Origin of the sequence: Leclercia sp. S52 (genome assembly GCF_039727615.1) — a bacterium.
Taxonomy (GTDB): Bacteria; Pseudomonadota; Gammaproteobacteria; order Enterobacterales; family Enterobacteriaceae; genus Enterobacter; species Enterobacter adecarboxylatus_B.
In genome coordinates this window covers 1,325,644-1,343,251 of sequence record NZ_CP152474.1, presented here as the reverse complement: position 1 = coordinate 1,343,251, position 17,608 = coordinate 1,325,644, and the positions used below count along the sequence as shown (strand labels likewise).

At 58.6% G+C, this 17,608-nt stretch carries 12 protein-coding genes and 4 pseudogenes; 13 read left to right on the top strand and 3 right to left on the bottom strand.

Annotated features, from left to right (window positions below; translation table 11 throughout):
• Window positions 1-119: 119 nt before the first annotated feature.
• The 9 genes and pseudogenes from kdpF to potE all read left to right on the top strand — a co-directional run bounded on the left by kdpF (window position 120) and on the right by potE (window position 12,045).
• Window positions 120-209, top strand: coding sequence for a K(+)-transporting ATPase subunit F (gene kdpF, locus AAHB66_RS06325; RefSeq protein WP_071886481.1), 90 nt, complete (start codon window positions 120-122; stop codon window positions 207-209).
• A pseudogene (kdpA, locus tag AAHB66_RS06320) lies at window positions 209-1,889 on the top strand (potassium-transporting ATPase subunit KdpA). The gene kdpF and the pseudogene kdpA overlap by 1 nt, the downstream one beginning before the upstream one ends.
• Window positions 1,890-1,907: 18 nt before the next feature.
• A pseudogene (gene kdpB / locus AAHB66_RS06315) lies at window positions 1,908-3,957 on the top strand (potassium-transporting ATPase subunit KdpB).
• Between the two features lie 12 nt (window positions 3,958-3,969).
• On the top strand, window positions 3,970-4,545 hold the full coding sequence (gene kdpC / locus AAHB66_RS06310) for a potassium-transporting ATPase subunit KdpC (RefSeq protein ID WP_347115565.1): 576 nt from the start codon (window positions 3,970-3,972) through the stop codon (window positions 4,543-4,545).
• Window positions 4,546-7,223, top strand: a pseudogene (gene kdpD / locus AAHB66_RS06305) (two-component system sensor histidine kinase KdpD).
• On the top strand, window positions 7,220-7,897 hold the full coding sequence (gene kdpE / locus AAHB66_RS06300) for a two-component system response regulator KdpE (RefSeq protein WP_347115564.1): 678 nt from the start codon (window positions 7,220-7,222) through the stop codon (window positions 7,895-7,897). The pseudogene kdpD and the gene kdpE overlap by 4 nt, the downstream one beginning before the upstream one ends.
• A 279-nt stretch (window positions 7,898-8,176) precedes the next feature.
• The gene (speFL, locus tag AAHB66_RS06295) at window positions 8,177-8,281 is read left to right on the top strand and encodes a leader peptide SpeFL (protein WP_138369585.1); all 105 of its coding nucleotides are present in this window, start codon (window positions 8,177-8,179) and stop codon (window positions 8,279-8,281) included.
• 254 nt (window positions 8,282-8,535) lie between these two features.
• Window positions 8,536-10,734, top strand: a complete 2,199-nt coding sequence (speF, locus tag AAHB66_RS06290; protein ID WP_347115563.1) for an ornithine decarboxylase SpeF — start codon at window positions 8,536-8,538, stop codon at window positions 10,732-10,734.
• Window positions 10,731-12,045: pseudogene (potE, locus tag AAHB66_RS06285) on the top strand (putrescine-ornithine antiporter). The gene speF and the pseudogene potE overlap by 4 nt, the downstream one beginning before the upstream one ends.
• Window positions 12,046-12,125: 80 nt before the next feature.
• On the opposite strand, the gene pgm reads toward potE, so the two are convergent.
• Together pgm and seqA are read right to left on the bottom strand one after the other, a co-directional pair.
• The gene (pgm, locus tag AAHB66_RS06280; RefSeq protein WP_337016020.1) at window positions 12,126-13,766 is read right to left on the bottom strand and encodes a phosphoglucomutase (alpha-D-glucose-1,6-bisphosphate-dependent); all 1,641 of its coding nucleotides are present in this window, start codon (window positions 13,764-13,766) and stop codon (window positions 12,126-12,128) included.
• A gap of 24 nt (window positions 13,767-13,790) precedes the next feature.
• A complete protein-coding gene (gene seqA / locus AAHB66_RS06275; RefSeq protein WP_142488699.1) occupies window positions 13,791-14,333 on the bottom strand; it encodes a replication initiation negative regulator SeqA in 543 nt (180 codons plus the stop codon).
• A gap of 183 nt (window positions 14,334-14,516) precedes the next feature.
• Between seqA and ybfF the strand changes: the two genes are divergently transcribed.
• The 4 genes from ybfF to fur all read left to right on the top strand — a co-directional run bounded on the left by ybfF (window position 14,517) and on the right by fur (window position 17,130).
• Window positions 14,517-15,290 carry an esterase gene (gene ybfF, locus AAHB66_RS06270; protein ID WP_347115562.1) on the top strand — a complete coding sequence of 258 codons (774 nt, stop codon included), beginning with the start codon at window positions 14,517-14,519 and terminating at the stop codon, window positions 15,288-15,290.
• 128 nt (window positions 15,291-15,418) lie between these two features.
• Entirely contained in the window at window positions 15,419-15,706 is a 288-nt protein-coding gene (gene ybfE / locus AAHB66_RS06265) for a LexA regulated protein (RefSeq protein WP_347115561.1), read from the top strand.
• Between the two features lie 155 nt (window positions 15,707-15,861).
• The gene (fldA, locus tag AAHB66_RS06260; RefSeq protein WP_181247199.1) at window positions 15,862-16,392 is read left to right on the top strand and encodes a flavodoxin FldA; all 531 of its coding nucleotides are present in this window, start codon (window positions 15,862-15,864) and stop codon (window positions 16,390-16,392) included.
• Window positions 16,393-16,683: 291 nt separating this feature from the next.
• Window positions 16,684-17,130, top strand: a complete 447-nt coding sequence (gene fur, locus AAHB66_RS06255; RefSeq protein WP_032617055.1) for a ferric iron uptake transcriptional regulator — start codon at window positions 16,684-16,686, stop codon at window positions 17,128-17,130.
• Between the two features lie 125 nt (window positions 17,131-17,255).
• Here fur and chiQ read toward each other — a convergent pair whose 3' ends face one another.
• Window positions 17,256-17,591: a ChiQ/YbfN family lipoprotein gene (gene chiQ / locus AAHB66_RS06250; protein WP_347115560.1), complete on the bottom strand. Its 336-nt coding sequence runs from the start codon at window positions 17,589-17,591 to the stop codon at window positions 17,256-17,258.
• Window positions 17,592-17,608: the final 17 nt, after the last annotated feature.

Below are 17,608 nucleotides of genomic sequence, written 5' to 3'. Positions count from 1 at the left end.
AATTAGGGTCTTATCCCTCTTTATACTTTTTTTACACCTCCCCCCTCTGATTTTTGCGAAATCTTTGCGACCGAAATTTTACGCTTTGCATCATTACTAATGTCACCCGGAGGTGAATTGTGAGTGCAGGTGTAATTGCGGGCATCGTGCTGGTGTTCCTGCTGCTGGGGTATCTGATTTATGCCCTGTTGAACGCGGAGGCATTCTGATGGCCGCACAAGGATTTCTGCTTATTGCCGGCTTTCTGCTGGTGCTGTTGGTGCTCGCCCGGCCGCTGGGGATGTGGCTGGCGCGGATGATTAACGGCCTGCCGCTACCCGGGGTGCAAGCCCTTGACGCAGGACTGCTGCGAATGCTCGGGATCGGCACCATAGAAATGGGCTGGCGTCACTATCTGGGCGCGATCCTGCTGCTGAACGGGGTGGGTCTGGTCGCGCTGTTCGCCATGTTAATGCTGCAGGGTTATCTGCCGCTCAATCCACAGCAGCTGCCTGGGCTCTCCTGGCATCTGGCGCTGAACACCGCCGTCAGCTTCGTCAGCAATACCAACTGGCAGTCCTATGCCGGGGAGACCACCCTGAGCTATTTCAGCCAGATGGCCGGGCTGACGGTGCAAAACTTCCTCTCGGCGGCCAGCGGCATTGCGGTGATCTTCGCCCTCACCCGCGCCTTCGCCCGCCAGAATATCGCCACGCTGGGCAACGCCTGGGTCGATCTGACCCGCATCACCCTGTGGGTGTTACTGCCCCTGTCGCTGCTCATCGCGCTGCTATTTATTCAGCAGGGCGTGCTGCAAAACCTGCTGCCGTATCAGCCCTTCACCTCGCTGGAGGGGGCCAAACAGCTGCTACCGATGGGGCCGGTGGCCTCTCAGGAGGCGATCAAAATGCTCGGCACCAACGGGGGCGGCTTCTTTAATGCGAACTCTGCCCATCCGTTTGAGAACCCGACGGCACTGACTAACGCCGTGCAGATGCTGGCGATCTTCCTGATCCCCACCGCGCTGTGCTTTGCCTTTGGCGATGCGGTGAGCGATCGCCGCCAGGGGCATGCGATCCTCTGGACCATGTCAATCATCTTTGCGATCTGCGCCGCGCTGGTGATGTGGGCGGAGTGGCAGGGCAACAGCCACTTTATGCTGCTGGGGGCAGACAGCAACAGCAATATGGAGGGCAAAGAGAGCCGCTTTGGCATTCTCGCCAGCAGCCTGTACGCCGTGGTCACCACCGCCGCCTCGTGTGGGGCAGTCAACGCCATGCATGACTCCTTCACCGCGCTGGGCGGGATGATCCCCCCTGTGGCTGATGCAGATCGGTGAAGTGGTGTTTGGCGGCGTCGGTTCCGGCCTGTACGGCATGCTGCTGTTTGTGCTGCTGGCGGTGTTTATCGCCGGGCTGATGATTGGCCGCACCCCGGAATATCTGGGCAAGAAAATCGACGTGCGCGAGATGAAGCTGACTGCGCTGGCGATCCTCGTCACCCCGGCGCTGGTGCTGCTCGGCACCGCGCTGGCACTGATGACCGAGGCCGGGCGCAGCGGCATCTTCAACCCCGGGATCCACGGGTTCAGCGAGGTGCTGTACGCGGTCTCATCGGCGGCCAACAACAACGGCAGCGCCTTTGCGGGCCTGAGCGCCAACTCGCCGTTCTGGAACTGCCTGCTGGCGTTCTGCATGTTGATCGGACGCTTCGGGGTGATAGTGCCGGTGATGGCCATCGCCGGATCGCTGGTGAATAAGACCCGCCAGCCCGCCTCTGGCGGCACGTTACCAACCCACGGCGCGCTGTTCGTCGGCCTGCTGATCGGTACCGTCCTGCTGGTAGGCGCCCTCACCTTTATCCCCGCCCTCGCCTTAGGCCCGGTCGCGGAACATCTCTCTTTACGCTGATTTTGCGGAGTATTGGTCATGAGTCGTAAGCAACTGGCCCTGCTCGAACCCTCGCTGGTTCGTCAGGCGCTGATGGATGCGGTTAAAAAAGTCGACCCGCGCGTGCAGTGGCGCAACCCGGTGATGTTTATCGTCTGGCTGGGCAGCCTGCTGACCACCCTGCTGGCCCTTGCCATGGCGGGCGGATGGCTGGCAGGAAGCGCCAGCTTTACCGCGGCGATCAGCCTGTGGCTGTGGTTCACCGTGCTGTTTGCCAACGTCGCTGAGGCGCTGGCGGAAGGTCGCAGCAAAGCGCAGGCCAACAGCCTCAAAGGGGTGCAGAAAACGGCGTTCGCCCGAAAGCTGCGCGAAGCGAAATACGGTGCCGATACCGACAGGGTTCCGGCAGACACGCTGCGCAAAGGCGATATCGTGCTGGTGGAGGCCGGGGACATTATTCCCTGCGACGGGGAGGTCATTGAAGGGGGCGCCTCGGTGGATGAGAGCGCGATCACCGGCGAATCCGCACCGGTGATCCGTGAGTCCGGCGGCGATTTTGCCTCAGTCACCGGCGGGACGCGCATTCTCTCCGACTGGCTGGTGATCCAGTGCAGCGTTAACCCTGGCGAGACCTTCCTCGACCGGATGATCGCCATGGTAGAAGGCGCTCAGCGGCGGAAAACCCCGAACGAGATCGCCCTGACCATTCTGCTGGTGGCGCTGACCATCGTCTTCCTGCTGGCGACCGCCACCCTGTGGCCTTTCTCATCGTATGGCGGCACGGCGGTGAGCGTGACCGTGCTGGTTGCGCTGCTGGTCTGCCTGATCCCGACCACCATCGGCGGCCTGCTGTCGGCCATCGGCGTGGCGGGCATGAGCCGGATGCTGGCGGCCAACGTTATCGCCACCAGCGGCCGGGCGGTGGAAGCGGCGGGCGACGTCGACGTGCTGCTGCTGGATAAAACCGGCACCATCACCCTCGGTAACCGTCAGGCCTCTGAGTTCCTGCCCGCCCCGGGCGTGGATGAAAAAACCCTGGCCGACGCGGCTCAACTGGCCTCGCTGGCGGATGAAACCCCGGAAGGCCGCAGCATCGTGATCCTCGCCAAGCAGCGCTTTAACCTGCGCCAGCGCGACGTCCAGAACCTGCATGCCACCTTTGTGCCCTTTACGGCGCAGACGCGGATGAGCGGGATTAACATTCAGGACCGGCTGATCCGCAAAGGCTCGGTGGATGCCATTCGCCGGCATATCGCCGCCAACAACGGCCACTTCCCGCCGCAGGTTGATACCCTGGTGGAGAACGTCGCCCGTCAGGGGGGCCACCCCGCTGGTGGTGGCCGAAGGCGCTACCGTGCTGGGGGTGATCGCCCTGAAGGATATCGTTAAAGGCGGCATCAAGGAGCGTTTTGCCCAGCTGCGCAAAATGGGCATCAAAACGGTGATGATCACCGGGGATAACCGTCTGACCGCCGCCGCCATTGCCGCCGAAGCAGGGGTGGATGATTTCCTCTCCGAGGCGACGCCGGAAGCCAAACTGGCGCTGATCCGCCAGTACCAGGCTGAAGGACGGCTGGTGGCGATGACCGGAGACGGCACCAACGACGCCCCGGCCCTCGCCCAGGCGGATGTGGCGGTGGCGATGAACTCCGGCACCCAGGCGGCAAAAGAGGCCGGGAATATGGTCGACCTCGACTCCAACCCGACCAAGCTGATTGAGGTGGTGCATATCGGCAAACAGATGCTGATGACCCGGGGCTCGCTGACCACCTTCAGCATCGCCAACGACGTGGCGAAATATTTCGCCATTATTCCGGCGGCGTTTGCAGCGACCTATCCGCAGCTGAACGCCCTGAACGTGATGCACCTGCACTCCCCCGCCTCGGCCATCCTGAGCGCGGTGATCTTTAACGCGCTGATCATTGTCTTTCTGATCCCGCTGGCGCTGAAGGGGGTGAGCTACAAGCCGCTCACCGCCGCCGCCATGCTGCGCCGCAATCTGTGGGTTTACGGTCTGGGTGGGCTGGTGGTGCCCTTTATCGGCATTAAGGCTATCGACCTGGTGCTCACCCTGTTCGGGCTGGTTTAAGAGGAAAATCAAATGGCTATGTTACGTCCCGCTATACTGTTGTTTATTCTGCTGGCCCTGATCACCGGCGGCGTCTACCCGCTGGTGACTACCGCGCTGGGCCAGTGGTGGTTTGCCGACCAGGCTAACGGTTCGCTTATCCGCCAGCAGGGGGAGATCCGCGGTTCACGCCTGATTGGGCAAGACTTTACCGGGGCGGGTTACTTTCACGGCCGTCCTTCCGCCACGGCGGAAAGCCCGTATAATCCGCTGGCCTCGGGCGGCAGCAACCTGGCGGGCAGCAACCCTGAGCTGGATAACGCCATTCGCGCCCGCGTAGCGGCACTACGCGTCGCCAATCCACAGGCCAGCCAGGCGGTGCCGGTTGAGCTGGTGACCGCTTCGGCCAGCGGGCTGGACTACAGCCTGACGCCGCAGGCCGTCGCCTGGCAGATCCCGCGCGTGGCCCAGGCACGTCAGCTCACCTCCGCGCAGCTCAGCCAACTGGTGGCTGAGCATACGCAAAAACCGCTGTTCAGCGCGATGGGCGGCGCGGTGGTCAATATTGTTGAATTAAATCTGGCGCTGGACGCACTAAGGAAAAACTAAATGATCGACGAGCCTCAGCGCCCGGACCCGGACAAACTGCTGGAGCAGGCTGCCGCACCCCATCGCGGCAAGCTGAAAATCTTCTTCGGCGCCTGTGCGGGGGTCGGCAAGACCTTCGCCATGCTCAGTGAAGCGCAGCGTCTGCGCGCCCAGGGGCTCGATATTTTGATCGGCGTGGCGGAGACCCACGGTCGCCAGGAGACCGCCGCCATGCTGGCTGGCCTGGCAACTCAGCCGCCCCGGCGCATTCATCATCGCGGACGTCTGGTAACGGAGTTCGATCTCGATGCCGCCCTCGCCCGCCGCCCGGCGCTGATCCTGATGGACGAGCTGGCGCACAGTAACGCCCCCGGTTCACGCCACCCGAAACGCTGGCAGGACGTTGAGGAGCTACTTGAGGCGGGCATCGATGTCTTTACCACCGTCAACGTCCAGCATCTGGAGAGCCTTAACGACGTGGTTAGCGGCGTCACCGGCATTCAGGTCCGGGAGACCGTCCCGGATCCGTTCTTCGACGCTGCGGATGAAGTGGTGCTGGTGGATCTGCCCCCGGACGATCTGCGCCAGCGCCTGCATGAAGGTAAGGTTTACATTGCCGGACAGGCCGAACGGGCAATCGAGCACTTCTTCCGTAAAGGCAATTTGATCGCCCTGCGCGAGCTGGCCCTGCGCCGCACCGCCGACCGGGTGGACGATCAGATGCGGGCCTGGCGCGACCATCAGGGCGAGGAGAAGGTGTGGCATACCCGCGATGCGATCCTGCTCTGTATCGGCCACGGCAGCGGCAATGAGAAGCTGGTGCGCACCGCCGCGCGTCTGGCGGCGAAGTTCGGCAGCGTCTGGCACGCCGTCTACGTTGAAACCCCACAGCTGCACCGCCTGCCGGAGAACCAGCGCCGCGCCATTCTCAGCGCCCTGCGTCTGGCTCAGGAGCTGGGGGCCGAAACCGCTACCCTGGCGGAACAGGCGGAAGACAAAGCCATCCTGCGCTACGCCCGGGAGCATAACCTCGGCAAGATTGTCATCGGCAGACGGTCCCATCGCCGGTGGTTTAACAGGGACACCTTTGCCGACAAGCTGGCACAGCGCGCCCCCGACCTCGACCTGCTGATCGTCGCCCTCGACGACAAACCCGCGGCCCTGCCCGCCAGAACCCCCCGATAACCGGACCTTCAGCGACAAATGGCGGATCCAGCTGCGCGGCTGTCTGGTGGCGGTGCTGCTCTGCGCCCTGATCACCTTTATCGCCAGTCAGTGGCTACCCGATTTTGACGCCGCCAACCTGGTGATGATCTACCTGCTTGGGGTGGTGGTGGTGGCGCTGTTTTACGGGCGCTGGCCTTCGGTGCTGGCGACGGTGATCAACGTGGTCAGCTTCGATCTCTTTTTCATCGCCCCACGCGGCACCCTGGCGGTGTCGGACGTGCAGTACGTGCTCACCTTCGCCGTGATGCTGGCGGTGGGATTATTAATCGGCAACCTGACGGCGGGGGTGCGCTATCAGGCGCGGATCGCCCGCTACCGCGAGCAGCGCACCCGCCATCTGTACGAGATGTCTAAAGCACTGGCGGTGGGCCGCACGCCGCAGGATATTGCCCACACCAGCCAGCAGTTTATCCACTCCACCTTTCACGCCCGCAGCCTGATCCTCGTGCCGGATCGCGAAGGTGTGCTGCGCCCGCTCTCCCCGGCCTCGGGCATGACGCCCTGGGATGAGGCCATTGCTCGCTGGAGCTTTGACAAGGGCCAGCCCGCCGGGGCAGGAACCGACACCCTGCCCGGGGTGCCGTATCTCATCCTGCCGCTGCAGCACCAGGGAGTGGCCATCGTCGAGCCGTCCAACCTGCGTCAGCTGATGATCCCCGAGCAGCAGCGCCTGCTGGAGACCTTCACCCTGCTGGTCGCCAGCGCTCTCGAGCGGCTGGCGTTGACCGCCAGCGAAGAGCAGGCGCGGCTAGCCAGCGAGCGGGAGAGTATTCGTAACTCCCTGCTGGCGGCCCTCTCTCACGATCTGCGCACGCCGCTGACGGTGCTGTTCGGCCAGTCGGAGATCCTGACCCTCGACCTGGCAGCAGAGGGCTCGCGCCACGCCCCCCCAGGCCAGCGAGATCCGCCAGCACGTGCTGAATACTACCCGGCTGGTGAACAACCTGCTGGATATGGCGCGGATCCAGTCCGGTGGCTTTAACCTGAAAAAAGAGTGGCTGACCCTGGAAGAGGTGATCGGCAGCGCCCTGAAAACGCTGGAGCCGGGGCTCGGTGGTCGGCATATCGCGCTGGATATGTCAGATCCTCTGGCGTTGATCCACGTGGACGGCCCGCTGTTCGAGCGGGTGCTGATTAACCTGCTGGAGAACGCCGGCAAATACGCCGGTAGCAGAGCGCAAATCGGGATTCACGCCAGCGTCACCCCTGACCAACTGCAGCTGGAGGTGTGGGATACCGGCCCCGGTATTCCGGTGGGTCAGGAACGGGCTATCTTTGATAAGTTCGCCCGCGGTAATAAGGAGTCGGCCATTCCCGGCGTGGGGCTGGGGCTGGCCATCTGCCAGGCAATTGTGGAGGTGCACGGTGGCACCATCACGGCCCATAACCGCCCCGAAGGCGGGGCCGGATTTTGTGTTACACTGCCGCGCGATACGCCCCCTGAACTGAATGAATTTCCAGAGGATTTGTGATTAACGTCCTGATTGTTGAAGATGAACTCGCCATCAGCCGTTTTCTGCGCGCCGCGCTGGAAGGGGAAGGCCTGCGCGTACACGATGCCGGGACGCTGCAGCGGGGCCTGATTGAAGCCGCGACCCGTAAACCGGATCTGGTGATCCTCGATCTGGGTCTGCCGGACGGGGACGGCCTCGACTTTATCCGCGAAGTGCGCCAGTGGAGCCAGATGCCAATCATTGTGCTCTCGGCGCGTCTGGAAGAGACCGACAAAATCGCCGCGCTCGATGCCGGAGCCGACGACTATCTCAGCAAGCCGTTTGGCATTGGCGAACTGCAGGCGCGTCTTCGCGTCGCCCTGCGCCGCCACGCGACCACCGCCCCCGTCGACCCGGTGTATAGCTTTTCCGATATTCGCGTCGATCTGGCCTCACGGCGCATTCAGCGGGGTGAAGCGGAAATCCATCTGACGCCTATCGAATTCCGCCTGCTGGCGGTGCTGCTCAACAATCACGGCAAAGTGCTCACCCAGCGCCAGCTGTTAAGTCAGGTCTGGGGACCGAATGCAGTGGAGCATAGTCACTACCTGCGCATATATATGGGTCACCTTCGCCAGAAACTCGAGGTGGACCCCGCGCGCCCTCGCCATTTATTAACTGAAACCGGTATCGGTTATCGGTTTGTGCTTTGAATAAGCATTCATTTTAATTTCACTTAAAAACAATACGCCGCGAATTTATATTTATAAAACAGCTAATCGTCTGTTTATTTCTTTATTTCCCGCCATTTAACACACTAAAAATACAGTGTATTAACATAACACCTACAAAACAGCATTTTGATCTGCGCTCAAAGCTAAATGTGGGGATTTATTTTTTAAATGATCGGCTAATGTTGATCATCTTCACGGTTTACCGCCCCTTTCCGGATAAAATGACCACGCTTTCAATTACTGAAAGGGAAAATAAAAATGGAAAACAACAATCGTTTCATGCCTCATATAAGACGGGTGACTCATATCATGAAGTTTGCCCATCGCAACTGCTTTGACTTTCATCTCTTCAACGCCCGGTAGTCCTTCGACTTCTGGCGCATTCGCTTACAGGCTTCCCTGAAAAGATCGCTTTTACAGTCAGTTGGCTGTGAACTCGTGCGCTCACCTCCCTTGATTCAGACACATCCGTAACCGGACGGACTGAATTTTATTGTGCAAAAAGCAATGTACTGATTTTTTATCAGCGGCCCGACTTTGCTTTTTTTCCGGCAACCAGCGATTTCTTTTTTATCAGAAATCGAAGGACCTCTATTATCTAAAATAAAGAGCGAAAGATGAAAACCTTAAAAATTGCCACCAGCCGTACCTGTCCACACTGCTTTACCACCAGCCGCGAAACGGTGGACGTGAACGACTCGGATTATATCGATGTCGCCGCAGTGGTACTGGCGGTCAGCGATATTGAAAATGGCACCATCGAAAAAATAGATGCGACGGGATTCAATATTCCCGTTTTTATTTCCACCCATAAAGAAGAGATTGTTCCGGCAGAGTATTTATCGCGGATTCAGGGCGTTTTTGAATGCGCCGATAACTGCAATGATTTCTACGGACGCCAGCTGGAAGCGGCCGCACAGAAGTACGAAACGCAGCTGCGCCCGCCGTTCTTCCGCGCGCTGGTTGATTACGTCGCGCAAGGCAACAGCGCCTTTGACTGCCCGGGGCATCAGGGCGGGCAGTTCTTCCGCCGTCATCCTGCGGGTAACCAGTTTGTCGATTTCTTTGGCGAGACGCTGTTCCGCTCCGACCTGTGCAATGCCGATGTGGCGATGGGCGATCTGCTGATCCACGAAGGCGCGCCGTGCATCGCCCAGCAGCATGCGGCGAAAGTCTTTAATGCGGATAAAACCTACTTCGTGCTGAACGGCACCTCCTCCTCTAACAAGGTGGTGCTTAACGCCCTGCTCACCCCGGGCGATCTGGTGCTGTTCGATCGTAATAACCACAAATCCAACCACCACGGTGCGCTGTTGCAGGCGGGGGCAACGCCGGTCTATCTGGAAACCGCGCGTAACCCGTACGGCTTTATCGGCGGTATCGATGCCCACTGCTTTGAAGAGGGCTATCTGCGCGAGCTGGTCTCAGAGGTGGCACCTGACCGCGCCCGTGACTCGCGTCCGTTCCGCCTGGCGGTGATCCAGCTCGGCACCTACGATGGCACCATCTATAACGCCCGTCAGGTGGTGGATAAGATCGGCCATCTGTGCGATTACATCCTGTTTGACTCTGCCTGGGTGGGCTACGAGCAGTTTATCCCGATGATGGCGGACTGCTCCCCGCTGCTGCTGGAGCTGAACGAGAACGATCCGGGGATCCTGGTCACCCAGTCGGTGCATAAACAGCAGGCGGGTTTCTCCCAGACCTCGCAGATCCACAAGAAAGACCGACACATTAAGGGCCAGCAGCGCTATGTCCCGCATAAACGCCTGAACAACGCCTTTATGATGCACGCCTCCACCAGCCCGTTCTATCCGCTGTTCGCCGCCCTGGATATCAACGCCCGGATGCATGAGGGACAAAGCGGCCGCAACATGTGGATGGACTGCGTGGTAAACGGCATCGAAGCGCGCAAGCTGATCCTGCAAAACTGCCAGTTTATTCGCCCGTTTGTGCCGGAAACGGTAGATGGCCGCCCGTGGGAGAGCGCCAGCACCGCCGACATTGCCACTAATCTGCGTTTCTTCCACTTCGTTCCGGGCGAGAACTGGCACGCCTTTGAAGGCTATGCCGAGCACCAGTACTTTATCGATCCGTGCAAACTGCTGCTGACCACGCCAGGGATCAACGCCCGCACCGGGGAGTATGAAGATTTCGGCGTCCCGGCCACCATTCTGGCTAACTTCCTGCGTGAAAACGGCATCGTCCCGGAAAAATGCGATCTCAACTCGATCCTGTTCCTGCTCACTCCGGCAGAGGACATGGGCAAACTGCAGCAGCTGGTCGCCCAGCTGGTGCGCTTCGAGAAGCTGCTCCAGACCGATGCCCCGCTGAAAGAGGTGCTGCCGTCGATCTGTAAGCAGTACCCGGAACGCTACGCCGGTTACACCCTGCGCCAGATCTGCCTGGAGATGCATGAACTGTACGCCCGCCATAACGTGAAACAGCTCCAGAAAGAGATGTTCCGCAAGTCGCACTTCCCTCGGGTGATGATGAACCCGCAGGAGGCCAACTTTGCCTACCTGCGCGGCGAGGTTGAGCTGGTCTCCCTGCGCGATGCGGAAGGCCGGATCGCCGCCGAAGGCGCTCTCCCTTACCCACCGGGCGTGCTGTGCGTAGTCCCGGGTGAAGTCTGGGGCGGCTCGGTGCTGCGCTACTTCGCGGCCCTCGAAGAGGGGATCAACCTGCTGCCGGGCTTTGCCCCGGAGCTGCAGGGTGTCTACGTCGAAGAGTGTGACGGACGCAAACAGGTTCGCTGCTACGTCATCAAAAAACCTGCCGCTCAGCCTGCGCTGCTGAAAGGAGAGAAATTATGAGTAAATCCAACAAAATGGGGGTGGTGCAGCTCACCATTCTCACCATGGTCAACATGATGGGCTCCGGCATTATCATGCTGCCAACCAAGCTCGCGGAGGTGGGGACGATCTCGATCATCTCCTGGCTGGTCACGGCGGTGGGTTCGATGGCGCTGGCGTGGGCATTCGCCAAGTGCGGGATGTTCAGCCGCAAGTCAGGCGGGATGGGCGGCTATGCCGAATATGCCTTCGGTAAGTCGGGCAACTTTATGGCCAACTATACCTACGGCGTGTCGCTGCTGATCGCCAACGTCGCCATTGCGATTTCGGCGGTGGGTTACGGTACCGAGTTGTTCGGTGCCACGCTCAGCCCGGTACAAATCGGGCTGGCAACCATCGGCGTACTGTGGATCTGCACCATCGCCAACTTTGGCGGGGCGCGTATCACAGGGCAGCTCAGCAGTATTACCGTCTGGGGGGGTGATCATCCCGGTGGTCGGGCTGTGCATCATCGGCTGGTTCTGGTTTAGCCCGACGCTGTACGCCAACTCCTGGAACCCGCACCATGTGCCGTTCTTCACCGCCGTTGGCTCCTCCATCGCCATGACGTTATGGGCTTTCCTCGGGCTGGAATCCGCCTGTGCTAACGCCGAAGTGGTGGAGAACCCGGAAAAGAACGTGCCGATTGCGGTGCTGGGCGGAACCCTGGGCGCGGCGGTAATCTATATCGTCTCCACCAACGTGATCGCCGGGATTGTGCCAAACATGGATCTGGCCAACTCTACCGCGCCGTTCGGGCTGGCCTTCGCGCAGATGTTCACCCCGGAAGTCGGGAAAGTGATTATGGGTCTGATGGTGATGTCGTGCTGCGGCTCTCTCCTCGGCTGGCAGTTCACCATCGCCCAGGTGTTTAAAACCTCGGCCGATGCGGGTTACTTCCCGAAAATCTTCTCCCGCGTCACCAGGTCAGAAGCCCCGGTACAGGGAATGCTGGCGATTGTTATCTTCCAGAGCGGTCTGTCCCTGATGACCATCAGCCCGTCGCTGAACAGCCAGTTCAACGTACTGGTTAACCTGGCGGTGGTGACCAATATCATCCCGTACATCCTGTCGATGGCGGCGCTGGTGATTATTCAGAAGGTGGCGAAAGTCGATCCGGGCAAAGCGAAGGTTGCCAATATTGTGGCGCTGGTGGGGGCAATTTACAGCTTCTATGCGCTCTACTCTTCCGGTCAGGAAGCGATGCTGTACGGAGCAATGGTGACCTTTATGGGCTGGACGCTCTACGGCCTGGTGTCACCGCGCTTTGAGCTAAAAAATAAACTGAGCTAATAAAAAAACGGCAACCCCAGGGTTGCCGTTTGAATTTCCAGGCCGGGCAAACGCAGCGCCGCCCGGCACACCTACCGCACTTATGCGTTCTTCAATACTTCACTCACAATCTCCACCGCTTCTTTCTCAATCAGCTGACGGTGCTCGTCGCCGAGGAAGCTTTCACAGTAGATTTTGTACGCATCTTCGGTACCGGATGGACGCGCTGCGAACCAGCCGTTCTCGGTCATCACCTTCAGGCCGCCAATCGACGCGCCGTTACCCGGTGCTGCCGTCAGACGGGCGGTGATCGGATCGCCTGCCAGGGTGCTGGCGCTGACCATTTCTGGTGACAGCTTAGACAGCGCCGCTTTCTGTGCCGAAGTAGCAGAAGCCTGCAGACGGTTGTAGCTCGGGGCACCGAAACGGGCTGCCAGCTCGTTGTAGTGCTCCTGCGGGTTCTTACCGGTGACGGCAGTGATTTCCGCCGCCAGCAGGCACATGATGATGCCGTCTTTGTCGGTAGACCACGGCGTACCGTTGAAGCGGAGGAAGGAAGCCCCCGCGCTCTCTTCGCCGCCAAAGCCGAAGCTACCGTCGAACAGACCGTCAACAAACCACTTGAAGCCCACCGGCACTTCCACCAGCTTGCGGCCCAGATCGTTAACCACGCGGTCGATCATGGCGGAGGAGACCAGGGTTTTACCCACGGCAACCTCTGCGCCCCACTGCGGACGATGCTGGAACAGGTAGTTGATGGCGACCGCCAGATAGTGGTTCGGGTTCATCAGGCCCGCCGGGGTGACGATGCCGTGACGGTCGTAATCCGGGTCGTTGGCGAAAGCGAGGTCAAACTTGTCACGCAGCGCCAGCAGGCCGGCCATCGCGCACTCGGAGGAGCAGTCCATGCGGATCGCGCCGTCTTTATCGAGGTGCATAAAGCGGAAGGTCTGATCGACGTGATCGTTGACGATGGTCAGATCCAGCTTGTAGTGCTCGGCAATACGTTTCCAGTACTCGATACCGGAACCACCGAGCGGGTCGACGCCCAGCTTCAGACCGGCTTTCTGGATCGCCGCCATATCGACGATATCCGCCAGCCCTTCGACGAACGGCTGCACCAGATCCTGCTCTTTCACATGACCTGAGGCCATCGCCTCGTCCAGCGAAATGCGCTTCACGCCTTTCAGGCCGTCGGCCAGCAGGGCGTTGGCACGATCTTCCACCACTTTGGTGACGTTGGTGTCAGCCGGGCCGCCATTTGGTGGGTTGTATTTGATGCCGCCATCTTCCGGCGGGTTGTGGGATGGCGTGATCACAATACCATCCGCCTGCGCGCCGCCCTTCTGGTTATGCACCAGAATAGCGTTAGAGACCGCAGGGGTCGGCGTATAGCCGTTGTTTTCCTGAATCACGACGTCCACGCCGTTGGCTGCCAGCACTTCCAGCACGGAAATAAAGGCGGGCTCTGACAGGGCGTGGGTATCTTTACCGACGTAGCACGGACCGGTGATGCCGTTTTTGGCGCGCTCTTCCGCGATGGCCTGAGCAATGGCCAGAATATGCGGCTCGTTAAAGCTGTGGCGTACCGCACTGCCGCGGTGCCCGGATGTACCAAACTTCACTGCGTGTTCTGCGTTACCCACTTCCGGCTTCAGCACGTAGTACTGCGCGGTAAGCTGGGCGACGTTAATCAAATCGCTCTGTTGTGCAGGTTGACCCGCACGATTGTGATTTGCCATTGCCTGGTCCTTCTGATGCAAGGGTTAGATAGTGCCGCAAACCTTATCAGTCAATTCCGCCGGGAACTGCATGGATTGCATGATGTGTTCGATCATGCTGCGCTTGCGTCCGGTGTTGGTATTGGTGATCACCCAGTACGGCGTACCAGGCAGGTGCTTGGGCTTAGTTTGATTGCCATTCTGTAACAGCGTTTGCTCGTCAGCCGCGAAATAGACGCGGGTACGACCGTGGAGAGACTCCGTCGCGTCGGCAAATGCGTTGTTATCCAGTGAATAGAGTGTAGTCAGCACCAGCATAAAGCGGTTAACTGCTTTCTTCTGCTCAGCGTATTCGTCAGAGAGCAGCAATTCGCGCATCGCACGCACTTTGTCTTTTACCGGTGACAGCGGCTTTTCCTGCGCGACAGCAGCGGGCTGGCGCGTTTCTTTGATGGCCGGAGCGGCAGACTGCGAGGCGGCGGCGATTTTCAGCATGCGCCGTAAAATGTCGGACGCGCTCTCACCAATGTGCCGCGTCTGGCTGGCGATATACTGATAAAGCTCGTCATCAACTTCGATTGTTTTCATCTTAATCCAGTGCGATATCTTATCTGAATACAAGTCGTTGGGAGTATAAGGTCAAAACCCAACAGCGGATAGCGTCAAGCCAGAATGGCGGCAAAAGTCAGAATTAACTGTTTCCTTGCAGCCGGGCGGCAGAATGGTCAACATGATACCCTAACCTGACATACGTAAAAAAAGAACTTTGCCATGAAATTGAATACCCGAGCGCAATCTGCACAATCGCCGCACAATAATTCTCCCATCGTCCTGGTGCATGGCCTGTTTGGCAGCCTGGATAACCTTGGCGTGCTGGCACGGGATCTGGTGACCGACCACGCGCTGCTGCAGGTGGACATGCGTAACCACGGTCTGTCGCCGCGCTCGCCGCAGATGACCTACGCCGATATGGCTCAGGATCTGCTGGATACGCTGGATGAACATAAGATTGAAAAGGCGATCCTGGTCGGTCACTCAATGGGCGGCAAAGCGGTGATGGCGCTGACGGCGCTCGCGCCAGAGCGGATTGCCGGCCTGGTGGCGATCGACGTCGCCCCGGTGGATTATGACGTGCGACGCCACGATGAGATCTTCGCCGCCATTAACGCCGTCACCGACGCAGGCGTCAGCACCCGCCAGCAGGCCGCGGCGCTGATGCGTGAACATCTGGACGAAGAAGGTGTAGTGCAGTTCCTGCTGAAATCCTTCGTCGACGGCGAGTGGCGCTTCAACGTGCCGGTTCTCTGGGATCAGTATGACCAGATCGTTGGCTGGCAGCCGGTACCGGCGTGGCCGCACTCTACCCTGTTCATCACTGGCGGCAATTCCCCCTATGTCACCGAAGCGTACCGCGACGCGCTGCTGGCGCAATTCCCTCAGGCCAAAGCGCATGTCATTGCCGGGGCCGGGCACTGGGTCCATGCCGAAAAACCAGACGCGGTGCTGCGCGCTATCCGCCGTTACCTCGCTGACATCAATAATTGATTAAAAAGAGAGCGACTGGTCGCCTGCGGGCCTCCAGTCGTTGGCGTGCCGTTTTCGGTGATGTATGATGGCGCGCTTATCGCCCGGGCATTAGCAGGGTGTCTTGTTTCCCCCGAAGTCTCAGAATCATGGCCAAAGAACACACGGACCGCACGACAATAGATCTGTTCGCGAATGAGCGTCGCCCGGGACGACCGAAAACCAATCCGCTTTCGCGTGATGAACAGCTGCGCATTAATAAGCGCAATCAGCTTAAACGCGATAAGAGTCGTGGGCTTAAACGCGTCGAGCTGAAACTGAATGCTGTAGCCGTCGATGCGCTGAACGAGCTGGCAAATGCCCGTGAGATCAGCCGCAGTGAGCTTATCGAAGAGATGCTGATTGCGCAGCTCGGGAAATGGCACGGCAAAGCGTAAGTCAGAAAACTCCCCTTCTTGTTGCTTTCATGTAGCACAGAGTGCAGTCCTGCGTGATAGCAGTTTCCGCAGGCTTCTCTGTTCTGCTATGATTGCCCTTATCCGTGGCTAAATTGCGCCACCATACCATTAAGTATCAAGAGGTTATTTTACTCATGGCAATCATCGGCATTTTTTTCGGCAGCGACACGGGTAACACCGAAAATATCGCAAAAAACATTCAAAAACAGTTAGGTAAAGACGTTGCCGATGTGCATGACATTGCGAAAAGCAGCAAAGAAGATATCGAAGGTTACGATATTCTGCTGCTGGGCATCCCGACCTGGTATTACGGTGAAGCGCAGTGTGACTGGGACGATTTCTTCCCGTCTCTGGAAGAGATCGACTTTAACGGCAAGCTGGTTGCCCTGTTCGGCTGTGGCGATCAGGAAGACTACGCAGAGTACTTCTGTGATGCCCTCGGCACCATTCGCGATATCATAGAGCCACGCGGCGCGGTGATTGTAGGCCACTGGCCAACTGCCGGTTACCACTTCGAGGCCTCTAAAGGTCTGGCCGATGATAATAACTTTGTGGGCCTCGCCATTGACGAAGATCGCCAGCCGGAACTGACCGCTGAACGCGTCGACAAATGGGTAAAACAGATTCGCGAAGAGCTGCACCTCGACGACATCCTTAATGCCTGATGATGTCGCGGCGCAACGCTAAAGTTGCGCCGCATCGATAGGTAATACCAATCAAAATAATTGCTACAAATTTTTAACTTTTGCTGCCATACCTGTACAATGATCCAGGAGTAAACGGGGAACCTTGTAACAACTTTGTTGGCGGTACCACGTTTTTATAAGCATACTTTACTTGAGACTTGCAGTTTTCATTACGTCATGGCAGTTCTATAATGAGACGCATTATCCCAGGTGCATTTTCTGTCACTTCTTCTTTAGAAGTGAATCGTTTAGCAACAGGACAGATTCCGCATGACTGACAACAATACCGCATTAAAGAAGGCCGGACTGAAAGTCACGCTTCCACGGTTAAAAATCCTGGAAGTGCTTCAGGGTCCGGATAACCATCATGTCAGTGCGGAAGACTTATACAAGCGTCTGATCGACATGGGCGAAGAGATTGGTTTGGCTACCGTTTACCGTGTACTGAACCAGTTCGACGATGCAGGCATCGTTACGCGTCATAATTTCGAAGGCGGTAAATCCGTGTTTGAACTGACGCAGCAGCATCACCACGATCACCTGATTTGCCTCGACTGCGGCAAAGTGATCGAATTCAGCGATGATTCCATCGAATTACGTCAGCGCGAAATTGCCGCACGTCATGGCATTCGTCTGACCAACCACAGTCTGTACCTGTACGGCCACTGTGCCGAAGGCGACTGCCGCGAAGATGACCACGCGCACGACACGAAATAATCTTTGCACTGATTCTGAGCCAACCTGACGGTTGGCTTTTTTTTTGCCTTTTACAGGCAAAAAAAAGAGCCCGGTGGCGCTACGCTTACGCGGGCCTACGGGCTCTGGGTGTGGCAAACAGCAGATTACTTCGCGTTGTTGTTGCTACGAATTTCCTGCCAAATCTTATCGCAGTTTTTGGTCACATCCTGATTGTTACCCGTCTTACGCGCCTGAATACAGGCCTGGTAATCCGCCACCCGGACGGTTTCCTGAGTCGCAAACTGCTCGTGCGCCTTCTCCTGACGCAGCACGTTCAGCACGCTCTGACAGGCTTCGATCTTTTCTGGTGACCCTTCAGCGGTATTGATGCACGCGCTGTAGGCCTCTTTCAGACGGGTGTCTTCTTTCTGGGTCTGGGGTTGTGCGCAGGCGGCCAGTCCTGATGCCAGCACCGCAACCAGTACGATTTTTTTCAGCATAGCGGTCTCCAGTCAGG

What these genes read in the sequence shown, in the direction of transcription:
- seqA (WP_142488699.1), bottom strand. Translation starts at nt 14,333, where the DNA reads ATGAAAACAATCGAAGTTGATGACGAGCTTTATCAGTATATCGCCAGC.
- speFL (WP_138369585.1), top strand. Translation starts at nt 8,177, where the DNA reads ATGGAAAACAACAATCGTTTCATGCCTCATATAAGACGGGTGACTCAT.
- ybfE (WP_347115561.1), top strand. Translation starts at nt 15,419, where the DNA reads ATGGCCAAAGAACACACGGACCGCACGACAATAGATCTGTTCGCGAAT.
- pgm (WP_337016020.1), bottom strand. Translation starts at nt 13,766, where the DNA reads ATGGCAAATCACAATCGTGCGGGTCAACCTGCACAACAGAGCGATTTG.
- chiQ (WP_347115560.1), bottom strand. Translation starts at nt 17,591, where the DNA reads ATGCTGAAAAAAATCGTACTGGTTGCGGTGCTGGCATCAGGACTGGCC.
- fur (WP_032617055.1), top strand. Translation starts at nt 16,684, where the DNA reads ATGACTGACAACAATACCGCATTAAAGAAGGCCGGACTGAAAGTCACG.
- ybfF (WP_347115562.1), top strand. Translation starts at nt 14,517, where the DNA reads ATGAAATTGAATACCCGAGCGCAATCTGCACAATCGCCGCACAATAAT.
- kdpC (WP_347115565.1), top strand. Translation starts at nt 3,970, where the DNA reads ATGGCTATGTTACGTCCCGCTATACTGTTGTTTATTCTGCTGGCCCTG.
- fldA (WP_181247199.1), top strand. Translation starts at nt 15,862, where the DNA reads ATGGCAATCATCGGCATTTTTTTCGGCAGCGACACGGGTAACACCGAA.
- speF (WP_347115563.1), top strand. Translation starts at nt 8,536, where the DNA reads ATGAAAACCTTAAAAATTGCCACCAGCCGTACCTGTCCACACTGCTTT.